General features: G+C 63.7%; 21 protein-coding genes. 15 read left to right on the top strand and 6 right to left on the bottom strand.

All coding sequences use genetic code 11. From position 1 onward, the window contains the following. Positions 1-143: 143 nt before the first annotated feature. On the top strand, positions 144-1325 hold the full coding sequence (locus tag CH291_RS03050; protein WP_094686690.1) for an RtcB family protein: 1182 nt from the start codon (positions 144-146) through the stop codon (positions 1323-1325). A gap of 163 nt (positions 1326-1488) precedes the next feature. Continuing rightward, positions 1489-3207 (top strand): metallophosphoesterase family protein, encoded by a 1719-nt coding sequence (locus CH291_RS03045; protein ID WP_094686689.1) that lies wholly within the window; start codon positions 1489-1491, stop codon positions 3205-3207. Positions 3208-3270: 63 nt separating this feature from the next. Here the strand turns inward: CH291_RS03045 and CH291_RS03040 are convergent, their stop codons facing one another. Next, positions 3271-4287, bottom strand: a complete 1017-nt coding sequence (locus CH291_RS03040; protein WP_094686688.1) for a magnesium and cobalt transport protein CorA — start codon at positions 4285-4287, stop codon at positions 3271-3273. Between the two features lie 108 nt (positions 4288-4395). Next, the gene (locus CH291_RS03035; RefSeq protein ID WP_068049732.1) at positions 4396-4677 is read right to left on the bottom strand and encodes a PASTA domain-containing protein; all 282 of its coding nucleotides are present in this window, start codon (positions 4675-4677) and stop codon (positions 4396-4398) included. 112 nt (positions 4678-4789) lie between these two features. Between CH291_RS03035 and CH291_RS03030 the strand changes: the two genes are divergently transcribed. The 10 genes from CH291_RS03030 (at position 4790) to CH291_RS02985 (ending at position 13713) form a co-directional block, all read left to right on the top strand. Further along, the gene (locus CH291_RS03030; RefSeq protein ID WP_094669617.1) at positions 4790-5404 is read left to right on the top strand and encodes a trimeric intracellular cation channel family protein; all 615 of its coding nucleotides are present in this window, start codon (positions 4790-4792) and stop codon (positions 5402-5404) included. Positions 5405-5459: 55 nt separating this feature from the next. After that, positions 5460-6146: a response regulator transcription factor gene (locus CH291_RS03025; protein ID WP_032395747.1), complete on the top strand. Its 687-nt coding sequence runs from the start codon at positions 5460-5462 to the stop codon at positions 6144-6146. Continuing rightward, positions 6146-7597: a HAMP domain-containing sensor histidine kinase gene (locus CH291_RS03020; RefSeq protein ID WP_068049736.1), complete on the top strand. Its 1452-nt coding sequence runs from the start codon at positions 6146-6148 to the stop codon at positions 7595-7597. Before CH291_RS03025 ends, CH291_RS03020 begins: the two co-directional genes overlap by 1 nt. A gap of 101 nt (positions 7598-7698) precedes the next feature. Continuing rightward, entirely contained in the window at positions 7699-9204 is a 1506-nt protein-coding gene (locus tag CH291_RS03015) for a S1C family serine protease (protein WP_094686687.1), read from the top strand. Between the two features lie 89 nt (positions 9205-9293). Then, the gene (locus CH291_RS03010) at positions 9294-9791 is read left to right on the top strand and encodes a MogA/MoaB family molybdenum cofactor biosynthesis protein (protein WP_037191958.1); all 498 of its coding nucleotides are present in this window, start codon (positions 9294-9296) and stop codon (positions 9789-9791) included. Between the two features lie 8 nt (positions 9792-9799). Continuing rightward, positions 9800-10003, top strand: a complete 204-nt coding sequence (locus CH291_RS03005; RefSeq protein WP_094686686.1) for a hypothetical protein — start codon at positions 9800-9802, stop codon at positions 10001-10003. Between the two features lie 561 nt (positions 10004-10564). After that, on the top strand, positions 10565-11251 hold the full coding sequence (locus CH291_RS03000; protein ID WP_094686685.1) for an MspA family porin: 687 nt from the start codon (positions 10565-10567) through the stop codon (positions 11249-11251). Between the two features lie 172 nt (positions 11252-11423). After that, the gene (locus tag CH291_RS02995) at positions 11424-11852 is read left to right on the top strand and encodes a hypothetical protein (RefSeq protein ID WP_094686684.1); all 429 of its coding nucleotides are present in this window, start codon (positions 11424-11426) and stop codon (positions 11850-11852) included. Between the two features lie 398 nt (positions 11853-12250). After that, a complete protein-coding gene (locus tag CH291_RS02990) occupies positions 12251-12919 on the top strand; it encodes an MspA family porin (RefSeq protein WP_094686683.1) in 669 nt (222 codons plus the stop codon). A gap of 62 nt (positions 12920-12981) precedes the next feature. Then, positions 12982-13713, top strand: coding sequence for an MspA family porin (locus CH291_RS02985; protein WP_094686682.1), 732 nt, complete (start codon positions 12982-12984; stop codon positions 13711-13713). 110 nt (positions 13714-13823) lie between these two features. Here CH291_RS02985 and mscL read toward each other — a convergent pair whose 3' ends face one another. The 4 genes from mscL to CH291_RS02965 form a co-directional block, all read right to left on the bottom strand. After that, on the bottom strand, positions 13824-14297 hold the full coding sequence (gene mscL, locus CH291_RS02980) for a large conductance mechanosensitive channel protein MscL (protein WP_068049748.1): 474 nt from the start codon (positions 14295-14297) through the stop codon (positions 13824-13826). 43 nt (positions 14298-14340) lie between these two features. Next, positions 14341-15003 carry an SAF domain-containing protein gene (locus tag CH291_RS02975; RefSeq protein WP_094686681.1) on the bottom strand — a complete coding sequence of 221 codons (663 nt, stop codon included), beginning with the start codon at positions 15001-15003 and terminating at the stop codon, positions 14341-14343. A gap of 89 nt (positions 15004-15092) precedes the next feature. Continuing rightward, positions 15093-15437, bottom strand: coding sequence for an FmdB family zinc ribbon protein (locus CH291_RS02970; RefSeq protein ID WP_094639550.1), 345 nt, complete (start codon positions 15435-15437; stop codon positions 15093-15095). 153 nt (positions 15438-15590) lie between these two features. Then, positions 15591-16184 carry a 5-formyltetrahydrofolate cyclo-ligase gene (locus CH291_RS02965; RefSeq protein WP_068049755.1) on the bottom strand — a complete coding sequence of 198 codons (594 nt, stop codon included), beginning with the start codon at positions 16182-16184 and terminating at the stop codon, positions 15591-15593. A 107-nt stretch (positions 16185-16291) separates the two neighbouring features. Here CH291_RS02965 and CH291_RS02960 point away from each other — a divergent pair, with 107 nt between their 5' ends. From CH291_RS02960 to CH291_RS02950, 3 genes are all read left to right on the top strand, one after another. Next, positions 16292-17245, top strand: coding sequence for a UTP--glucose-1-phosphate uridylyltransferase (locus CH291_RS02960; RefSeq protein ID WP_037192236.1), 954 nt, complete (start codon positions 16292-16294; stop codon positions 17243-17245). 33 nt (positions 17246-17278) lie between these two features. Beyond that, positions 17279-18538, top strand: coding sequence for a molybdotransferase-like divisome protein Glp (gene glp / locus CH291_RS02955; RefSeq protein ID WP_032395737.1), 1260 nt, complete (start codon positions 17279-17281; stop codon positions 18536-18538). A 105-nt stretch (positions 18539-18643) separates the two neighbouring features. Then, positions 18644-19291, top strand: a complete 648-nt coding sequence (locus tag CH291_RS02950; protein ID WP_068049757.1) for a GNAT family N-acetyltransferase — start codon at positions 18644-18646, stop codon at positions 19289-19291. Positions 19292-19402 lie beyond the last annotated feature (111 nt).

The following is a 19402-nucleotide window of genomic DNA, read 5'->3' as shown; positions in this document are numbered from 1 at the left end:
CTCGACACGAGGGCAGGTACGGGCCTTGTGCTGCGCGCGTATTCACCGGAGGGATGCGCCGCTCTCTGCGGTAAACAAGCTCCGCTCGTGAATCGACCCATCGAATAGCGCCCTCTTGTGCAAGGGGGCAGAAAGGAAACATCATGCCCCCGAACAAGGTGGGCTTGCGTTTGCTCAATTGGGCTTCACAGCTCGAAGACAAGACTCTCGAGCAGGCCCGTGAAACAGCGTCGATGCCGTTCGTGCATCCGCACGTCGCGCTGATGCCCGACGCCCACAGCGGTATGGGAAGCGCCGTAGGAACAGTGATTCCTACGCTGGGTGCTGTCATTCCGGCCGCCGTCGGTGTCGATATCGGCTGCGGAATGATCGGTGTCCGAACGGAATTCATACTCGACGACGTCGATGGCCGTAATCTTACGGACCTGCGACTCGCCATCGAGGCAAGCATCCCTCTCTCGCCCGGCAACTACAACGTCGGCGTCGACCGGTGGGATTTCACCGCGCCAAAGTTGCTCGAACTCGAGGAGTTGGCGGCCAAGGACGGTGTCGAGCTGAACCACTCACCGCAGTGGCGTGAGCAGCTCGGTTCGTTGGGCGGCGGCAACCACTTCATCGAGCTGTGCCTCGACGAAACCGATCGGGTGTGGCTGTTTCTGCACAGTGGGTCGAGGGGCGTCGGCAACAAGATCGCCAAGAAGCACATCGCGGTCGCACAGCGTCTGTGTGCGCAGTGGTGGATCGCGTTGCCCAACAAGGACTTGGCGTATCTGCCCGAGAGCTCACCCGAATTCGGGAAGTACATCCGAGACCTGAAGTGGGCGCAGCGGTTCGCGTACCTGAACCGTGCCGAGATGATGGACCGGTTCGGTGCGGTGTTCGCCGAGTGGATGGGAACCGACGACCATCGCGAGGTCGAGCGGATCAATTGCCATCACAACTACACGGTGAAGGAAACGCACGCGCACAAGGACGTGTGGCTCACCCGTAAAGGTGCAGTGGACGCACACGAGGGTGTCAAGGCGATCATTCCGGGCTCGATGGGAACGCGCTCGTACGTGGTCGTCGGTAAGGGCTCGCGGGCCGGCCTTCGCTCGGCTCCTCACGGTGCCGGTCGGCAGTTCTCGCGGACCGAGGCCAGGAAGCGGTTCACCCACGAGAACCTGCAGGAGCGGATGAAGGGGATCGAGTTTCGCGACAGTGCCGACTTCATCGACGAGATTCCCGACGCCTACAAGTCGATCGATGTCGTGATGGAGGACGCCCGCGACCTGGTGAGCATCGAGCACGAACTGAGGCAGATCCTCAACGTCAAGGGGACCTGAGTTCAGCTCCCGTCGTGCGTGGAATTTCGTAGTAGGTCACGAGTTTCCATGCACGACGGGATTGTCCTCGTTCGTCCCGTTGTGCATCGGTGTTCTCGTGCTGTTCACTCAAGTGCTTCGCTTGGTTAACGGATAGAGCGGGCGTCACCGCCACGATCGAGTCATGACGCTCAATCCCGCAGGCGAGACCGTCGCAACCGGCATCCCGGGCACGCTCGCCGAGAACATGACCATGGCCGAGCAACACGATTGGCATCGGTCGTTCCTGCGGCGACACCCCGTCAGTCGCCGAAACTTCCTGGTGGGAGCGGCCGCGACGGCCGCCGCGGTAGGCGTCGGGAATTCGGTGTTCGCACGCACCGCCTATGCGCAGGACGCTCCGCTGGCCGTGGCCGGACGGCACATGGGATTCGGAAACGACCCGGCGACGCAGCTGCGGTTCTCGGCTCAGCTCTCACGCAATCCCGGGCTGACCGGCGTCTTTCTCGACCACGGCCCCACGCCGGCGCTGGGCGCGACGACGTCGGCCGAGGTGCGCAACCTGATCAGTCAGGTGCCGCAGACCGACGGCGGAATTCTGTCGGCAGAGCAGTACTACGTGCACGTACCCGTCGACAATCTGACGCCGAAGTTGCCGCACTACTACCGCTGGCGCACCGCCGACGGCTTCGTGAGCGACATTCGCAGCGCATCCCCGGCGCTGCCGTCGGGCCGCATCGCACCGTTCAGGTTCACGATGATGGGCGATCAGGGCGTCGACGAAACGCCCTCGCAACCAGAAGGTCTGGTGGCCGGCGACTACGACGACCAGTATTACAAAGCGGACAACGAACCGTCGGTCAAGCACGCGCGCAACATCAATCGACAGATCGAGGCCTCGCACCCGGACTTCCACATCCTCGCCGGTGACATCGCGTACGCCGACCCGTCCGGTGCTGGTCTGCCGCCGCAGTTCGCGAAGCACGGACAGACGCCGCCGAAGGGATTCGACAAATTCAACCCGTTCGTCTGGGACGGCTATTTCCAGGCGATCGAAGCCAGTGCGTCGACCGCGCCGTGGTTGTTCGCCACCGGAAATCATGACATGGAAGCGCTGTACAGCCCCAACGGATACGGCGGCCATGCGGCGCGTCTGGATCAGCCGAGCAACGGCCCGAAGGGCTGCCCGTCGGCGTACTCGTTCGTCTACGGCAACACCGCGGTGCTCTCGCTCGACGCGAACGACGTCAGCTACGAGATCAAAGCCAATACCGGGTACAGCGGTGGGGCCCAGAACACCTGGGTGGAGCAGACATTGGCGAAGTACCGTGCCGATCCGAACATCGACTTCATCGTCTGCTTCTTCCATCACTGCGCGTACTCGACCACGTCGACGCATGCGAGCGACGGCGGCGTGCGCGACGCATGGGTTGCGTTGTTCGACAGGTACGAGGTGGATGTGGTGCTCCAGGCTCACAACCACGTCTTCGAACGCACCGATCCCATTCGCGGCAACCGTGCGACGCGGGTCGCCGGTGACAACGCAATGGTCGACGGAAAGACCGACGGCACCGTGTATTACACCGTCGGCGGTGGTGGTCGTCCCCGCTACACGTTCCAGGACGGCGAGGGCGTGAGCTACCGCGGCAACGAGTTGCCCGACACCGCAGTTCCCAACAGCTACGTCTGGGCACCGGACGGCACGAAGTCGGCCGAATCCATCACCTGGTCGAGGGTGCGATTCCTGAACTACTCGTTCGTCAGAGTCGATGTGGTGCCGGGCATTCCGGGCATCACGGCCAGCAGAATGACGATCGGTGCCATCGACGAATACGGCAACGAGTTCGACAGGTTGACCTTCACCCGCGACATCCCGATCGGCCCAAGGTTCGGTTCGTCCTGACACCCTTGTGAGTGAAACTTCGACCCCTGCTACGAAGTTTCACTCACATGCGGCGGAGCCGCACTACAACCACTTCTGACGCTTGAACACCACGAACAGTGCAGTCGAGCAGATCGCCATGGCGAGCAGTGCCATCGGGTAGCCGAGTTGCCACTTCAATTCCGGCATGTCGTCGAAGTTCATGCCGTAGATGGCGGCAATCAGCGAGGGTGCGAAAAGAATTGCACCCCATGACGAGATGCGTTTGACCTGTTCGTTCTGCTCCAGGCTGGCCTCGGTCATGTTGCGCATCTCTTCGTTCTGCTGCTGCGCGACGATGGTCGAGTGCACGGTCAACGCATTCTGCAGGTTGGATCGGAAGGACTCGATGCGGTCGGAGACGCGGATCGCGTGATCGTGCACGTCGCGCAGGTATCGCTGCAGTTCCACGTCCACGTTGTACTTGTCCGATCCTCGCTTGAGCGATTCGATCATTTCGACGAGTGGCTTTGCTGCACGGTCGAATTCGGACACTTCACGGAGAAGCGAATAGATTCGACGCGAGACCGAGGGGTCGCCGGTGAACAGCTGATCCTCGATCTCGTCGATGTCGTTCTGCAGTCCGGTCACCACCGGGACGTACTCGTCGACCACTTGATCGAGGATGCCGTAAAGGATCGCCTCGGGTCCGAGTTCGATCAGTTCGGGAGATCCTTCGAGGCGCTTTCGCACCATCGCCAGGTCGGGGGATTCGGCGTGGCGAATGGTGACGACGAAATCTGGACCGAGAAAGATGTGCAATTCGCCGAATTCGACCTTTTCGGTCTCGTCGACGTATCGCGCGGGCCGGAGAACGACGAACAGCTGTTCGGCGTACCGTTCCAGTTTCGGCCGCTGGTGGGCTGCGATGGCGTCCTCGACGGCGAGCCGGTGCAGGCCGAACTCGTCTGCCACAGCCATGATTTCGGCGACCTCAGGTCGGTACAACCCGATCCATGCCATTCCGTGCCGCTCGCGCATGACCTCGAAGGTGATATCGAGGCTCTCGGGATTGGCAGTGCGTTTTCCGTTCACGTAGACGGCGTTGTCGATGATCGGCACTTGTTCGTTCACCTCGGTTCTGCGAATTCTGCTGCACACCGAGACTATCGCTTGCAACCACAACGCGGACAGTCCCGCCGCCGGTTACGACGGGACGGTGCGGGCGAGCTAGTCGCGTCCGACGATCACCAGGATGGACGCGTTTTCGTTGACCTTGGCCCCTGCTTGAAAGCTGGTTCCGAGGACGATGGCGTCGGGTCGGTCATAGTTGACACTCACGTTGGTGAAACCGGCATCCGAGAGTGCCTCCAAGGCTGCGCTTTCGGAGCTGCCGGCCACATCGGGGATCGTGGCCCGATCCGTGGAGGCTTGGGCGACCGCGCCGCCACCGAGTGCAAGTGCTCCCGCCGCTGCGACTGTGGCGATGGTTTTCTTGAATCCGATACGCATGAGGTGCTCCTGGGGGTTGACATCGGTTACAACTCGAAGCTGCTCGCCGATGCTGGGGCAGGCCTCGGATGTTACTGTCAGATTCCTGTCAGCGCCGTGACATGCTGGTCCGATGCTTCTCGACGTGCTCGGATTGATCGGTATCGCGGCCTTCGCGGCCTCCGGTGCGTTGATCGGAGTACATCGCCGGTTGGATCTGTTCGGGGTGTGCGTCGTCGGAATCACGACGGGTATCGGCGGTGGCATCATTCGCGATCTGCTGCTCGGCATCCACCCGCCGACGTCCCTGGACACGTGGCCGAACCTCACCGTCGGCTTCCTGGCCTCGTTGGTCGTGTTCGTCGCGCATCGGCAGATGGGCAAGGTGCGACGCGGAGTTCTGGTGCTCGACGCGTTCGGGATGGGCCTGTTCGCATCGACCGGCGCGACCATTGCCTTGGCTTCGGGCGGTAGCGCGTTGGCCGGAGCTCTCATCGGCACGACGACGGCCGTGGCGGGCGGCGTGATCCGAGACGTTCTGGTCAACGAAGTTCCGCTGCTGCTGCACCGCGACCTCTATGCGCTGCCGGCTCTGCTCGGTGCGTCGGCCGTCGTGTTGGCCGACGCTGTGAGTCTGCCGGAGAACGTCGGTCTGATCGTGGGAACACTGCTTGCGACGGGGTTGCGTCTGCTCGCGCTGTGGCGAAAGTGGAACCTCCCGCTGGCCAAGCACCTACCCACTCCGTAGCCGGATTGGGCACCCCTCTCAGACATATCTCAGTCGACCAGGACAAACTGTACGGATGCGGATATTGGTGGTCGACGACGATCGAGCAGTGCGTGAGTCGCTGCGCAGGTCGCTGACGTTCAACGGGTACACCGTGGACCTGGCGGTCGACGGTCTCGACGCGCTCGAGCAGGTTGCGGCGGCGCGTCCCGACGCTCTGGTGCTCGACGTGATGATGCCTCGGCTCGACGGCCTCGAGGTGTGTCGTCGGTTGCGCAGTGTCGGCGACGACCTGCCGATTCTAGTGTTGACGGCCCGGGACTCTGTGTCCGAGCGCGTCGCCGGCCTCGATGCCGGTGCCGACGACTACCTGCCCAAGCCGTTCGCGCTCGAGGAGCTGTTGGCTCGACTGCGTGCACTGCTTCGGCGTACCGCGATGGAAGCGGGCATCGACTCGGAGACCATGACGTTCGCGGACCTGTCGTTGGACCCGGTCACCCGTGAGGTCTCGCGCGCCGAACGCTCGATCAGCCTCACCCGGACCGAGTTCTCGTTGCTCGAGATGCTGATGACCAATCCGCGACGAGTGCTCACCAGGAGCCGCATCCTCGAGGAAGTGTGGGGTTACGACTTCCCGACGTCGGGCAACGCCCTCGAGGTGTACGTCGGTTACCTGCGGCGCAAGACCGAGGCGGAGGGGGAGTCGCGGCTGATCCACACCGTTCGCGGTGTGGGTTACGTCCTGCGCGAGACGCCTCCGTGATGGTCGCTTCGTTCGGGCGCAAGTCGACCGACGGTGTCGGCTCGTCGCCGACGGGGATGCGACCACCGATGCCCCTGACACGGTCGGTGTCGCTGCGGTGGCGGGTGACGTTGCTCGCGGCCTCCGTCGTCGCAATTGCGGTGGCTGTCATGGCCATTGCCGCGTACACGGTTGTCTCGCGGGCGCTGTACGGCGATGTGGACACTCAGTTGCGTTCTCGCGCAACCGCGTTGGCGGAGTCGACTCTGGTGTCCTACGACCCGCGCTTCGTTGCCGGAGCCACGCTGTACAGCACCGATGTGAGTGTGGCCCTGATCTACCCGGACATGTCCAGCTACAACCCGCCCGGGCCCAAGGTGCCGATCGGCGATGCCGAACTCGCTGTCGTGAGCGGACAACAGGAATCGTCTCTGCGCACACTCGACGATCAGCGGGTGCTCGCGCTACGCACCAAGGACGGCAGCACTCTCGTCGTCGCACAGAGACTGCTGCCGACCGGACAAGTACTCGACCGTCTGGCGTGGGTGCTGTTGATCGTCGGTGCGTGCGGAGTGGTGCTGGCTGCTGGAGCAGGTATGGCCGTGGGCCGCACTGGTTTACGTCCGATCGCCCGGTTGACGGCTGCCGCCGAACGAGTGGCGCGCACCGACGATCTGACGCCGATTCCGGTGACCGGTGACGACGAATTGGCGCGTCTGACAGAGAGTTTCAACACGATGCTCCGCGCGCTCGCCGAATCTCGAGGCAGGCAGAGCAGATTGGTCGCCGACGCCGGCCACGAACTGCGGACTCCGTTGACCTCGCTGCGGACCAACATGGAGTTGCTGATCGCGGCCGGACGCCCCGGAGCCCCGTCCATCCCGGACGAGGACATGGCCGAGCTCCGAACCGACGTGGTCGCGCAGATCCAGGAATTGTCCACCCTGGTGGGTGATCTGGTCGATCTGGCGCGCGAGGATGCGCCGGAGACGGTGTTCGAGCGAGTCGACCTGGCCGATGCCGTCGAACGCAGTCTCGAGCGAGCACGCCGCCGTCGCAACGAGATCGACTTCGATGCGACGCTGATGCCGTGGTTCGTCTACGGCGATCAAGCGGGCCTGTCGAGGGCCGTGCTGAACGTGCTCGACAATGCGGCGAAGTGGAGCCCGAGCGGCGGTGAGGTGCGAATCGCCATGCGGCAGATCGGCGATGGTCTGCTCGAGTTGACGGTGGACGACGCAGGACCGGGCATTCCCGAGGAAGATCGCGAGTTGGTGTTCGAGCGCTTCTATCGCTCCACGGCATCACGCTCCATGCCCGGAAGTGGCCTGGGCCTTGCCATCGTGCGACAGGTGGTCGTCAAGCACGGTGGCACCATCGGGGTCGAGGTGTCCGAGCGCGGCGGTGCCCTCATTCGAATCGTGTTGCCCGGTGAGGGTGCTCCTGATCCCACGACACTCTCGGCAAACTGATAGCCGGATCTCAGCGACCTCTCAGTACCGCCCTGCACAGTGAGTAGCAAGAAGGCGGGCGGACCTCTACGACGAGGTCTCTACTGAAGGAAGCAACAACGATGAGCGACGACCGTAACGAATCCGAACAGACCGGACAGGGTGCCGGTGGCGAGCAGCATCCGGCGGACCGGGCTTCGCGCGGCGACGAGCAGAGCTACCCCACCCAGCAGCACCCGACCCAGCAGCACCCGCCTCAGCAGGTAAACCCCCAGCACGCCGGCTCGCAACCCCCGCAGCAGGGTTATCCGCAGCAGTACGCCGGCTACGGACAGAACCCCTACCAGCCCGGCTACGGGCCGTACGGTCAGCAGGGCGACCCACGGACCGCCCAGCACACCCACGCCCAGCCGCAACACGTTGCACCGCAATCCAACTCTGCGCCTGCCGCGGTGAAGACTCGCTCGGGTCGTTCTGCGCTGGTGGCCGGTGCCATCGCCCTCGTACTGGTCGGCGGCGGAATCGGCGGCGCAGTCGGTGCCATCGCGACCAACAACGCCAACGGCGGCGGGGGAGTGACCAACTCGTTGAACTCCACCGTCACCGCCGCAGAGCCGGCCGCCAATTTCCCCGACGGTTCCGTTCAGGCCGTCGCGAACAAGGTCCTGCCGAGTGTGGTGCAGATCCAGGTGACGGGTTCGCAGGAGGAAGGCGAGGGCTCGGGCGTCATTCTCAGCAGCGACGGCTTGATCCTCACCAACAATCACGTCGCGACGGGCGCGGGTGCCAACGGCAAACTCACCGTCGCGTTCTCCGACGGATCGGTGGCCGACGCGACGATCGTCGGTGCCGACTCGGTCTCGGACATGGCAGTCATCAAGGCCGAGGGCAAGTCGAACCTGACGCCGATCGAGCTGGGCTCGTCGTCGAACCTCGAAGTGGGTCAGCAGGTTGTCGCGATCGGCTCTCCGCTCGGCCTCGCGGGAACGGTCACCACGGGCATCGTGTCCTCGCTCAACCGGCCGGTGTCCACTTCGGGGGAGTCCGGCAACCAGAACTCGGTGATCGACGCCATCCAGACCGACGCTGCGATCAACCCGGGTAATTCCGGCGGCGCGCTGGTCAACACCGACGGACAGCTGATCGGTATCAACACTGCGATCGCCACGATCGGCGGCAGCCAGGGATCCGGAGCCCAGAGCGGATCCATCGGGCTCGGGTTCGCCATCCCGGTGGATCAGGCCAAGCGCATCGCCGACGAGCTGACCACCACAGGCAAGGCCACCCAGGCGATGATCGGGGTGCAGGTGCCGTCGCAGGACGACGCCAACGGCGCAACCGTCGTCGAGGTCACCGAGGGTGGCCCCGCCGCATCGGCAGGCATCCCGACGGGTGCCGTGATCACCAAGCTCGACGACCGCGTCATCTCGAGCGGTGACGCGTTGATCGCCGCGGTGCGCTCGCACGCTCCGGGAGACTCCGTCACCGTCACCTACAACGAGGGTGGCAGCGAGAAGACGGCCACGGTGACGCTCGGTACCGCGGAGCCCGCCCCGGCCCAGACTCAGACGCAACAGCAAGAACAGCAACTGCCCTTCCAGGTTCCGTCGTTCCCGGGCGGTCGCTGATGTTACGAGAACCAGGCAGGCACGGAACGGTTGCAACGATTTACGCACAGCGTGAGCCGGGTGGAGGCCTTACTACTACGGTGAGCGGTATGGAACTCGACGCACCACTGGCAGGGCGCGCGTTGGTCGTCATCGTGGACGACCGAACAGCGCACAGCACCGAGAAGGACTCGAAGGGCCCGCTCGTCACGGAACTGCTGACCGAGGCAGGTTTCCTCGTCGACGGCGTCGTCGCGGTGACGGCAGACGAGGTGGATGTGCGGAACGCACTCAACACCGCGGTGATCGGCGGTGTCGACCTGGTGGTCTCCATCGGTGGCACGGGTGTCTCGCCGCGCGATGTCACTCCCGACGTCACCGCGGAGGTGCTCGACCGCGAGATTCCGGGTATCAGCGAGGCATTGCGATCGTCGGGACTGGCAGCCGGTTCGCTGGACGCCGGTCTGTCCCGTGGACTGGTCGGTGTATCCGGAAGCACGCTGGTGGTGAACCTGGCCTCGTCGCGGGCTGCGATTCGCGACGGAATGGCGACGCTGACGCCGCTGGCGAGTCAGGTCATCGCCGAGCTGTCCGGATTGGACGCATAGCGATACCGATGAGCGAAAAGCCGAACGACGATCGATCGGCCGAAGACGACGCGAGCCGGGCCCGAGCAGAACGGGCCCGGCTCGCTCGCATCTTCGGTGACGTTCTGCCGGAGACGACCGGAGACGAGCGAAGCGACAGTGCGGGTGCCGAATCCGGCGGCCCGTCCTCGGACGAATGGTTGAAGCAACAGCGACCACCTCATTACTTCTGATGTGATCCACAACACATTTATTCGCTCTGAATGACAGGTCTGTTAGTTACTCGTTTACCTGGCGTTAGCGAGCTACCCGGCAGTAGCTCGAGGCGGCAAGGTTCAAAACGGACGTCGCGGACGCCTCGCAGACCGGACTATTCGGCTGACCGGGACATGACGGAGTCGAAGTATTCCCACATCAGGGTCGGTTTACCCGAATGAGGCAGATGTAACAGTTCGACGCCTCCGAGAGATGCTGTGACTCGGGTTATCGCTAACACTGCTGTGAAAGTTGTTCACGCCGCCGAAACACATCACGAGTCGGCAACGTTTGTGGGCCGATCGTAGGGATTGTCACGGTCAGGCATCTCCTCTAATGTTCCCCTCAGCTTCCGACAGTGAGGGTGTGGGACCAACCGGTGCCTCACCTCGAGTTCGGAACTGAACTACAGGATGAGGCCGTCACGGTCGCATCCGGCTCGGGCTCGTTTGCATAGATGCAAGCGATCTAGTTCGAGGGTGAAAGCCACAAGCTTCCCCGTGCGACACCGCGCTGGGACTGAACATGATGAGGAATAAATGACGGAGATCCAGAAGTCGCGGCGTAGCCGGGGACTCAAGTCCATGAGCGCTGCGGTTGTCGCCGGCGCGTCGGTCGTCGGTCTGGTACTCGGTACCGGAACCGCGTCCGCTGCAGTGGACAGCACCAACACGGTCGTCGATGCCAACGGCAACGTCATCACCGTGTCGCTGTCCGACACCTTCATCAACAGCGTTTCGCCGCTCGACGGCAACCCGCTCACCCGTGAGTGGTTCGCCAACGGTGTTGCAGGCTGGACCGTAACCGGTCCCGACGCCGACGACTTCGAGGGCACCGTCGCTATCGGCTACCAGGTCGGCTACCCGATGAGCCTCGGTGGATCGGTCACCTTCGGCTACACCACCCCGAACTTCAGCCTCGGCGCTGAGATCGACAACGAGGGTGGCGGCAGCATCTCCGGCTCCACCAGCGACCTGCTCCCGTCGGTTGGCTTCGAGGCCGAGATCGCTCCCGGACCCGGCATCGTCGACGCCACCGCTGCCTCGGGCAACGTCCAGGGCACCGAAGGTGACGCCGAAGGCCCCTCCGGCACCATCCAGATCGCCAACGCTCACGGCACCGCTACCGGCATCCTCGGTAACGTCCGCGTTCGTCCGTACGTCTCGGTCACCAGCTCCACCGGTGACGTTGCTGTCACGTACGGCGCACCGTGGACCTTCAACTGATCTCGATCGGTTGATCAACAGCAGCACCCTCGGCTGACCTAGCCGAATTCGATTGGGCCCGCCCGGGTATCCCGGGCGGGCCTGATTGCTGTGTACTAGTGGAACCGAACGAATCGATACTGCAGGACTGTGCTTCGGTATTGCCTGCGAGAAGGGGTCCGGGGGACCGACAATGAAAACGAAAGCTCTCTCTGCCGCCGCCTGTGCGGCATTTCTACTTCTGGCCGGCTGTAGCAACGAATCCTCGGATGCATCATCGGGGGAGAATGCCGAAAGCTGCACGGCCTTCGCGACTTCGCACAATGCCTTTGTCGCCACTGTCGAAGCTGTCCCCACCGATCAAGCCGGCGTCGAGAAGTGGACCGCGGACAAATCCGCGTTGCTGAGTGAATTCACCACCCAGTCGGAACAGGCAACAGGCGAGGTCAAGAACGCTCTGATGACGCTCGTGGCGGATCTGCCTGCCGATTCGCTGGAACTGTCCGAGCCGGACAGTGAATCCGGCCAGAAATTCGTCGACAATTCGAATGCAGTTGCCTCGGCTTGTGAAGCCGACGGCACATCCATCACGCTCGACGAGTTTCCGCTGTTGAAGTTCTAGTTCGGGAGAAACAGTCGACTATGCCCTGCAATCTGCGGATTGCAGGGCATAGTCGCACCGATCGACCGAATGGGGCGCAGAAAGAGATCCTCGGATCGCACCTGCGTCGGTATTCGGTCCGTTTTGTTGCATGCATTGTGCACTCGAGACGTCTTTTCTTGCTTTGTATCAGCACAATTCGAGCGATCGATCCGAAAAGTGACAGCCGGTTGCGAGCCGGTCCGCTGTTTAGGTAGCGCAAGCAGGGAAGGTATCTGTGAGCTGCTGATACACGCACCCATATTGCGTCCGTTGTGGATGCTTCGTACCGATTTGTACAGTATTCTTCTGCGAGAAAAGATGTCTCCCGATCGGTCCGACCATCGGATGGGGCATCGGCCGGTCATACGAGGGGAATCATGAACAATATTCGTCACTCCGTGCTGCGCAAGGTAAGTCGAATTGCTGCAGTGAGCGCGGCGTCGGCCGTAGCTGTCGGAATGCTTTCGGTCGGTGCTGCCAATGCCGATACGTTCGTTCCATTGCCGAACGGTGAGAAGGTGGCGGGGCCGTACAAGATCTCGCATCTCGACGAGTCGGCTGTCATCTCGCCCGCGATCGCGAACAATCCCCTCAATCGAAACGGCTGGGTCACCGGCACCGCTACTGCCGACGCTCCAGAGGGAGTGACCGGAACCCTGAAGACGGGCTACCTCGTCGGTTGCCAGCTCGACATGGACGACCTGAGTCTCGACATGAACGCCGGCTTCGGCATCGAGGGCGGCAACACCAACATCATCACGCTGTTCCCCATCCCGTTCCTCATCGGCGGCGAAGGCGAGACCACCAACAAGTTCGAGGGCGGAGTCGGAGTCAACGTCCCCATCAAGGACAAGGAAGTCGCGCAGGTCGAGCTCGGCAGCAAGGACGTCAAGGGCCCGTTCACCGCGATTCAGTACCAGGATGTCGGGATCTCCGTGGAGAACTGCGGTGGCTACGCGCAGGCTCGCTCGTACACCACACTCGAACTCACCGGCAACTACCGCTACAAGGGCACGCTCTACGGCCAGCCGTTCAGCCTCGGCTGAGCATCCCACCACTTCACTCACCCTCGCCTAGAGCGCGTTTCACTTTCCCAAAAGGGGTAGCTATGCAGAACACCACCACCGTGCGGCGTGGATTCCAAACGGCCGCAGTCGGAGCCGTCGGCGCCATCGCAATCGGGTTCCTGTCCGCCGGAGCGGCCAACGCCGACACCTTCGTTCCGTTGCAGGACAACGAGATCAGCAAGACGCTGATCGACGGAACCACCGTTACCGTCAAGGGATTCGGCCAGAGCGCGCTGATCTCGCCGTCGATGGGTGCCACACCTACCCAGCGCAACGTGTGGGTCACCGGCAACTACACCGTCGAGACCTCCAACGCCAGTGGCGGATCCATCGAGCCGGGCTTCCTGGTCGGGTGCCAGGTCGATTTCAGTGCCGCGATCGGTGCCGATGGAAACGCGTCCTTCGGCCAGGGCAACACGATCTCGCTGGAGCCGGGTGATCTCAGCTCGCTGACGATCGACCGCACTCAGCCGAACACCTACGACATCGGTGCAGGCGTCGAGCTGAATCTCGCCCCCGGCCAGTTCAACGACGTCAAGCTCGTGGCCGACGAAAAGTCCGCGGAGATCGACGGTGTCACGGTTGCGACCGAGGTGTCGAACAAGTTCTCGTTCGACGGCAACGGCGGCGGCTACACCTACGCCGACGAGACCCTGAGCGTCGCCGGATGTGCCGGCTACGCAGAGGCCCGCTCGTACGTGAAGGTCACCATCGACAACGATGCGGTCACGGCAACCACCACACTGTGGGGACAGCCGTTCAGCATCGGCTGACGCTACAGCGGAGATCCACGTAGGGGGTCGCACCCCCACAACGAATGAATGCGCCATTCACGCTGTCAGACAACGTGAATGGCGCATTCATTCGTCGAAGCAGACCGGCGTCAGTCCTTGGAATGCTTGCCGAGATCCGGGGCTGCGTCCATGGCCTCGCCGCTACCGCCGGTGGTGTCGGCTGCGGTCGACAGTTTCTGTCCCGCTGCGGTTCCACCCGCGAGGATGTCGCGAATCTGCACCAGCACGTCGACGTCGCTCAGTTCCTTCTCCGGCTGGCTCACGAAGCGTTTCTTCGCCGTGTTCACCGGCAGGATCAGCACGAAGTAGACCACCGCCGCGATGATGACGAAATTGATGACCGCGGTGATGACGGCACCGACGTTGACGAACGATTCCGGCGACGACGTGATCTGAAACCCAAAGCCGTATTCGTTGCTGCCACCGAGAGCGGCGACAAGGGGGTTGATGACGTTCGTCGTGAATGCGGTGACGATAGCGGTGAATGCTGCGCCGACGACCACGGCAACTGCGAGGTCCACCACGTTGCCGCGGAGTAGAAAGTCCTTGAAGCCCTTCAGCATGAGCCCTTCTCCCAACGTTCGGTTTGTTCTGTCTCGAGAGACGTTAGTGCAGGGTGACCGTGAGCGCGCTGACCAAGGAGGCGGCCGCCACCGTCGTAGCGTCGTTCGTCGGTAGGGCCAGTAAGACGACTCGGTCTCGCTGCCGATTGCCACCGGCGTCGGCGGAGACGAGCACAACCATCGCTCCCGACGCCAGCACCCGTGCCGCGGGCACCGCATTCGGGTCGTCCTGAGCCTCGACCGTCAGCACGTCGACGCGATCACCTTCACGCAGCAGGTCGGTCACCGCGGCATCGGCGAGATGCACCGGTACGACGCGTGCCTCGGTCCCCAGCGTCGTCGTGGCTGTTCGAGATCCGAGAAGCCGCACGTCGGTGAGCAGTTCGCCCGCACGGACCGGCCCGGTGAGGGTCTGGCCGTCCACGGCCTCGGATTCGACGAGTGCACCCTCGGGGACGTTCGCCCCGTCCCACTCTGCGACGGCGATATCGGCCTGCGTCAGTACGGTGCCGGGTGTCAGGTCTCGTCCGGCCGTGATCACCCGTACGCGGTCGTCGCCGGCGGCGTCGTCGAGGAACAGCACCAGTGCAACCGCGACCAGAACCCCGGCGGCGATCTTTCTGAATTTCGTGGATCCGACCCATGCCGGACGCAGGGTGACGCGATCGAGCAGCGTCGAGTCGAGTCGATTCTTGCCTGCAGCCATGGCGCAAACGGTATCGGTGGCCGAGCCGGAACAGGCACCGAAAAGGCCGGGCTGTGGATAACGGCCCGGCCTGTGGATGAAGCGGAAAACTACTGGCTGGCAGCAGCTTTCGTGGTCGAAGACGAAGAGGAACTGCTCGACGACGACGAATCCGAAGATTTCTTCTCGGCGGGCTTAGAGTCGGTCTTGCTGTCCGATTTCGTGGCCGCCGCATCGGACTTCTTCTCGCCTGCGCCCTCGCTGGAGGTGCTGGAGCCGCCGCGGCTGTCGGTGCGGTAGAAGCCGCTGCCCTTGAAGACGATGCCGACGGAGTTGAACAGCTTGCGAAGCTTGCCCGAGCACGCGGGGCACACCGTCAGTGTGTCGTCGGTGAAGGACTGAACGATGTCGAAGCGGTTGTCGCACTCGGTGCATGCGTATGAGTAAGTGGGCATCGTGTTTCCTCCGCGCTGGTCACCGAGGAAATTCGCCGCTCTGCTGGCCGAGGCCGAACACCGCCGGTGTCTTGTCTGTTCGTCGAAACTGTCGAAACTGGGGAGAGCATTAGCACTCTACAGTCAGGAGTGCCAACGAATCGAATCCTAGCGTTATTCCGTACTCAAGCGTACGAGCCCGCCGGCGGTGAGCACGTGTGTCACCGGTCTGTCGTGCGATTCGGCAGGTAGACGATCGACCACTTCGCTCTCGCGCACCACCGCGACCAGCATCGCGTCGGGTCTGCACAGGTCGAGTGTTCGATCGTAGAAGCCCGCGCCTCGGCCCAGCCGGTTTCCGTTCCGGTCCACGGCCAGCGCCGGAACGAGAACCAGAGTGCACTCCGACACCGCGTCGGGATCGAGCGTCGGCCCCGACGGTTCCAACAGACCGAAGGGGGCTTTCACCAAAGATTCACGCCCGCCGTATCGAGCCCAGCGCAGGGGACCCGGCTCGTGCGCACTCGGAAGCAGAACGGCCGACCCGGCCGCGGCCATCGCGTCGAGCATCTCGATGGAACCCGGCTCCCGGCCGACCGGAACGTACGCGGCGACGACGGGGTGTTCGGCAGCCAATTCGCCGAGGACGTGACAGAGTGCAGAGGACTCCATTGCGCGTTGCGCACCGTCGAGCAGTCGGCGTTCGGCGAGAACATACTTTCGCCATCGATCCTTGGGCGTGTTCTCCGTGAAATCGGGAACGGTCACAACGATTCGTCCTCCCTTCCTGTGCTGTCGTTCAACGATATGCACTCGGGGGTAAAACGCAGCACACGGCGAGCAGATCACCAGAAACCATGGATAGGGTGAGCACCATGACAGAAGCCGTTACAGCGACGACCGCCGCCACGCCCGTGCATTTCCGCACGGCCATCGTTCCCGCAGCGGGCATGGGTACCCGGTTCCTGCCGGCCACGAAAACCGTTCCGAAAGAACTGCTTCCGGTGGTCGACACTCCCGGTATCGAGCTCGTCGCCGGCGAAGCCGCAGATTCCGGCGCACAGCGACTGGTGATCGTCACCTCCCCAGGCAAGGACGGCGTCGTCGCCCACTTCGTCGAAGACCTCGTACTCGAGAACAAGCTCGAGGCCAGCGGCAAGCTCGAGATGCTCGAGAAGGTGCGGGTTGCCCCGGGTCTGCTCGACGTCCAGTCGGTCATTCAGCACGAGCCGCTCGGACTCGGACATGCCGTCGCCTGCGCCGAGGAAGTTCTCGACGACGACGAGGATTCCGTTGCCGTTCTGCTTCCCGACGATCTGGTGATGCCCCGCGGTGTGCTCGACGTCATGGCCCGCGTCCGCGCCAAGCGTGGAGGCTCGGTGTTGTGCGCCATCGAGGTTCCCGACGACAAGGTCTCCTCCTACGGCGTCTTCTCCGTCGAGATCGTGCCCGACGCAGTCAACCCGAACGTCCTCAAGGTCACCGGTATGGTCGAAAAGCCCAAGCAGGAGGACGCCCCGTCCAACCTGGCCGCTGCGGGCCGATACCTGCTCGACCGCGCGATCTTCGACGCTCTGCGACGGATCAAGCCCGGTGCAGGCGGCGAGCTGCAGCTCACCGACGCCATTGCGCTGCTGATCGAAGAAGGCCACCCCGTCCACGTGGTGGTGCACCGCGGATCGAGACACGACCTCGGAAATCCCGGGGGATACCTGCGCGCTGCGGTTGACTTTGCTCTACAACGTGACGACTACGGTCCGGCGCTGCGTGAATGGCTGAACGAACGCTTGAGCGACAGCTGGGCACCGGAACTGACCACGTACGAATAGCATCGCGGGTCGATGCCATAGAGGAAGGGCCAGATGCGCTCGGTCGAAGATCAGCAGACCAGGGTGACCGCCGCGGCGGTGGCTCCACGGCCTGTTCGGGTCGCCATCTCGGAAGCACAGGGCCTGCTGTGTGCAGAAGAAGTGGTCACCGAGCGTCCCCTTCCCGGTTTCGACCAGGCAGCCATCGACGGCTACGCGGTACGGAGCGTCGATGTGGCGGCCGCGGGCACCGACCTGCGCAACGAGGACGACGAACGCATCGACCTGACGCTTCCCGTCGTCGGCGAGGTGTCCGCCGGATCGCGTCAACCCATCCGGCTGCAGCCACGTCAGGCCGTGCGAGTCGACACCGGCGCACCGCTGCCCACCCTGGCCGACGCGGTGTTGCCGTTGGATCGAACCGACAGCGGTCGCGCCCGCGTCAAGGTGTTCCGTCCCGTGCGCTCGGGCGACTACGTCCGAAAGATCGGCGACGACGTACAGCCCGGTGACGTGGCGGTGCGCGCAGGCACCATCATCGGCGCAGCTCAGGTGGGACTGCTCGCAGCCGTCGGACGCGACAAGGTGCTGGTGCATCCGCGGCCGCGGCTCTCGGTGATCTCCGTGGGCGGCGAGTTGGTCGACACCGATCGAACCCCCGGGCCCGGCCAGGTGTACGACGTCAACTCCTACGCACTGGCCGCCGCAGCGCGCGACGCCGGAGCCGACGTCAACCGCGTCGGGATCGTCAGCACCGATCCCAAGCGACTGCGCGAAGTGGTCGAGGGGCAGTTGATCCGCTCCGAGATCGTGGTCATCGCCGGAGCGGTGGGCGGCGGCGCATCGGACGGTGTGCGTGAGGCGCTCGGCGAACTCGGCGACATGGAAGTGGAGCGAGTTGCCATGCACCCCGGCTCCGTTCAAGGGTTCGGCCAACTCGGACGCGACGAAGTACCAACCTTTCTGTTGCCGGCCAACCCCGTCAGCGCGCTGGTGGTGTTCGAGGTGATGGTGCGTCCGCTGATTCGCATCGCCCTGGGCCGACGGCAGCCGATGCGACGGACCGTGACCGCCCGAACCGTCGCGCCGATCACCTCGATCGAGGACCGCAAGGGATTTCTCCGCGGCCAGCTCATGCGCGACGAGGGAACCGGTGAATACCTGGTTCAGGCCCTCGGCGGTGCACCCGGATCGTCCTCGCATCTGTTGGCCACGCTCGCCGAGGCGAACTGCCTGGTCGTCATCGATCCCGAGGTCACCGAAATCCGAACCGGCGAGGAAGTCAAGGTCTCGTTCCTCGCTCAGCGAGGCTGACGCCATGTGAGCGCGGGGCCTGCCGGTCGTTCCGCAGGCTCCACTCCCGCCTCGACTTCTACTACGAGTTTCCGCTCACTTGCGCGCAGCGCATACGATCGACGGATGCCGCGAACGTGGTCGAGCCACCCAGGTTGGCCGGCGAAATTGGGTCCAGTGCGAGTGGCCGGCGGAACTGTCACGTTGCGGCCGGTACGGATGCGCGACGCGGCCGCGTGGAGTCGGATTCGTACTGCGGATCGCGCCCACCTCGAACCCTGGGAGCCCAGTGGTGAGGGCAGCTGGAATTCGCGACACCACATCTCCTCGTGGCCGACCTTGTGCTCTGGCCTGAAGTCCGAGGCGCGCAAGGGACACATGCTGCCGATGGTCATCGAAGTCGACGGCGAATTCTGTGGCCAGATCACCACCGGAAACATCGTGCGGGGCGCACTGCGTTCGGCCTGGATCGGGTACTGGGTCTCCAAGGAGGTCAACGGCAAGGGTGTGGCCACCGCGGCGCTGGCACTCGGTCTCGATCACTGCTTCGGTCCCGTCGGACTCCATCGCGTCGAGGCGACGGTGCGGCCGGAGAACCTGGCCAGCCAAGCAGTGCTGCGCAACGTCGGCTTTCGCGAAGAGGGACTGCTCTACAAGTACCTCGACGTCGACGGCGAATGGCGCGATCACAAGCTCGTCGCGATCACCTCGGGTGAGGTGCAGGGAACCGTCGTCGATCGGTTGGTTCGCGCGGGCCGGGCTGCGTGGGCCTGACGGCCGACCGCGTCTGATGTTGTCAAAGTGACAGGAGTGTAATTCGGGTCGGCGCGTCTGCATCGTTCTCGCGCCTCCTCCCCATAGCCTGATGACGTCACAAGTGTCACC

It is taken from the genome of Rhodococcus sp. 14-1411-2a (genome assembly GCF_002259485.1).
GTDB lineage: Bacteria > Actinomycetota > Actinomycetes > Mycobacteriales > Mycobacteriaceae > Rhodococcoides.
The sequence above is the reverse complement of the archived record's forward strand: the minus strand, read 5'-3'. Positions and strand labels throughout refer to the sequence as shown.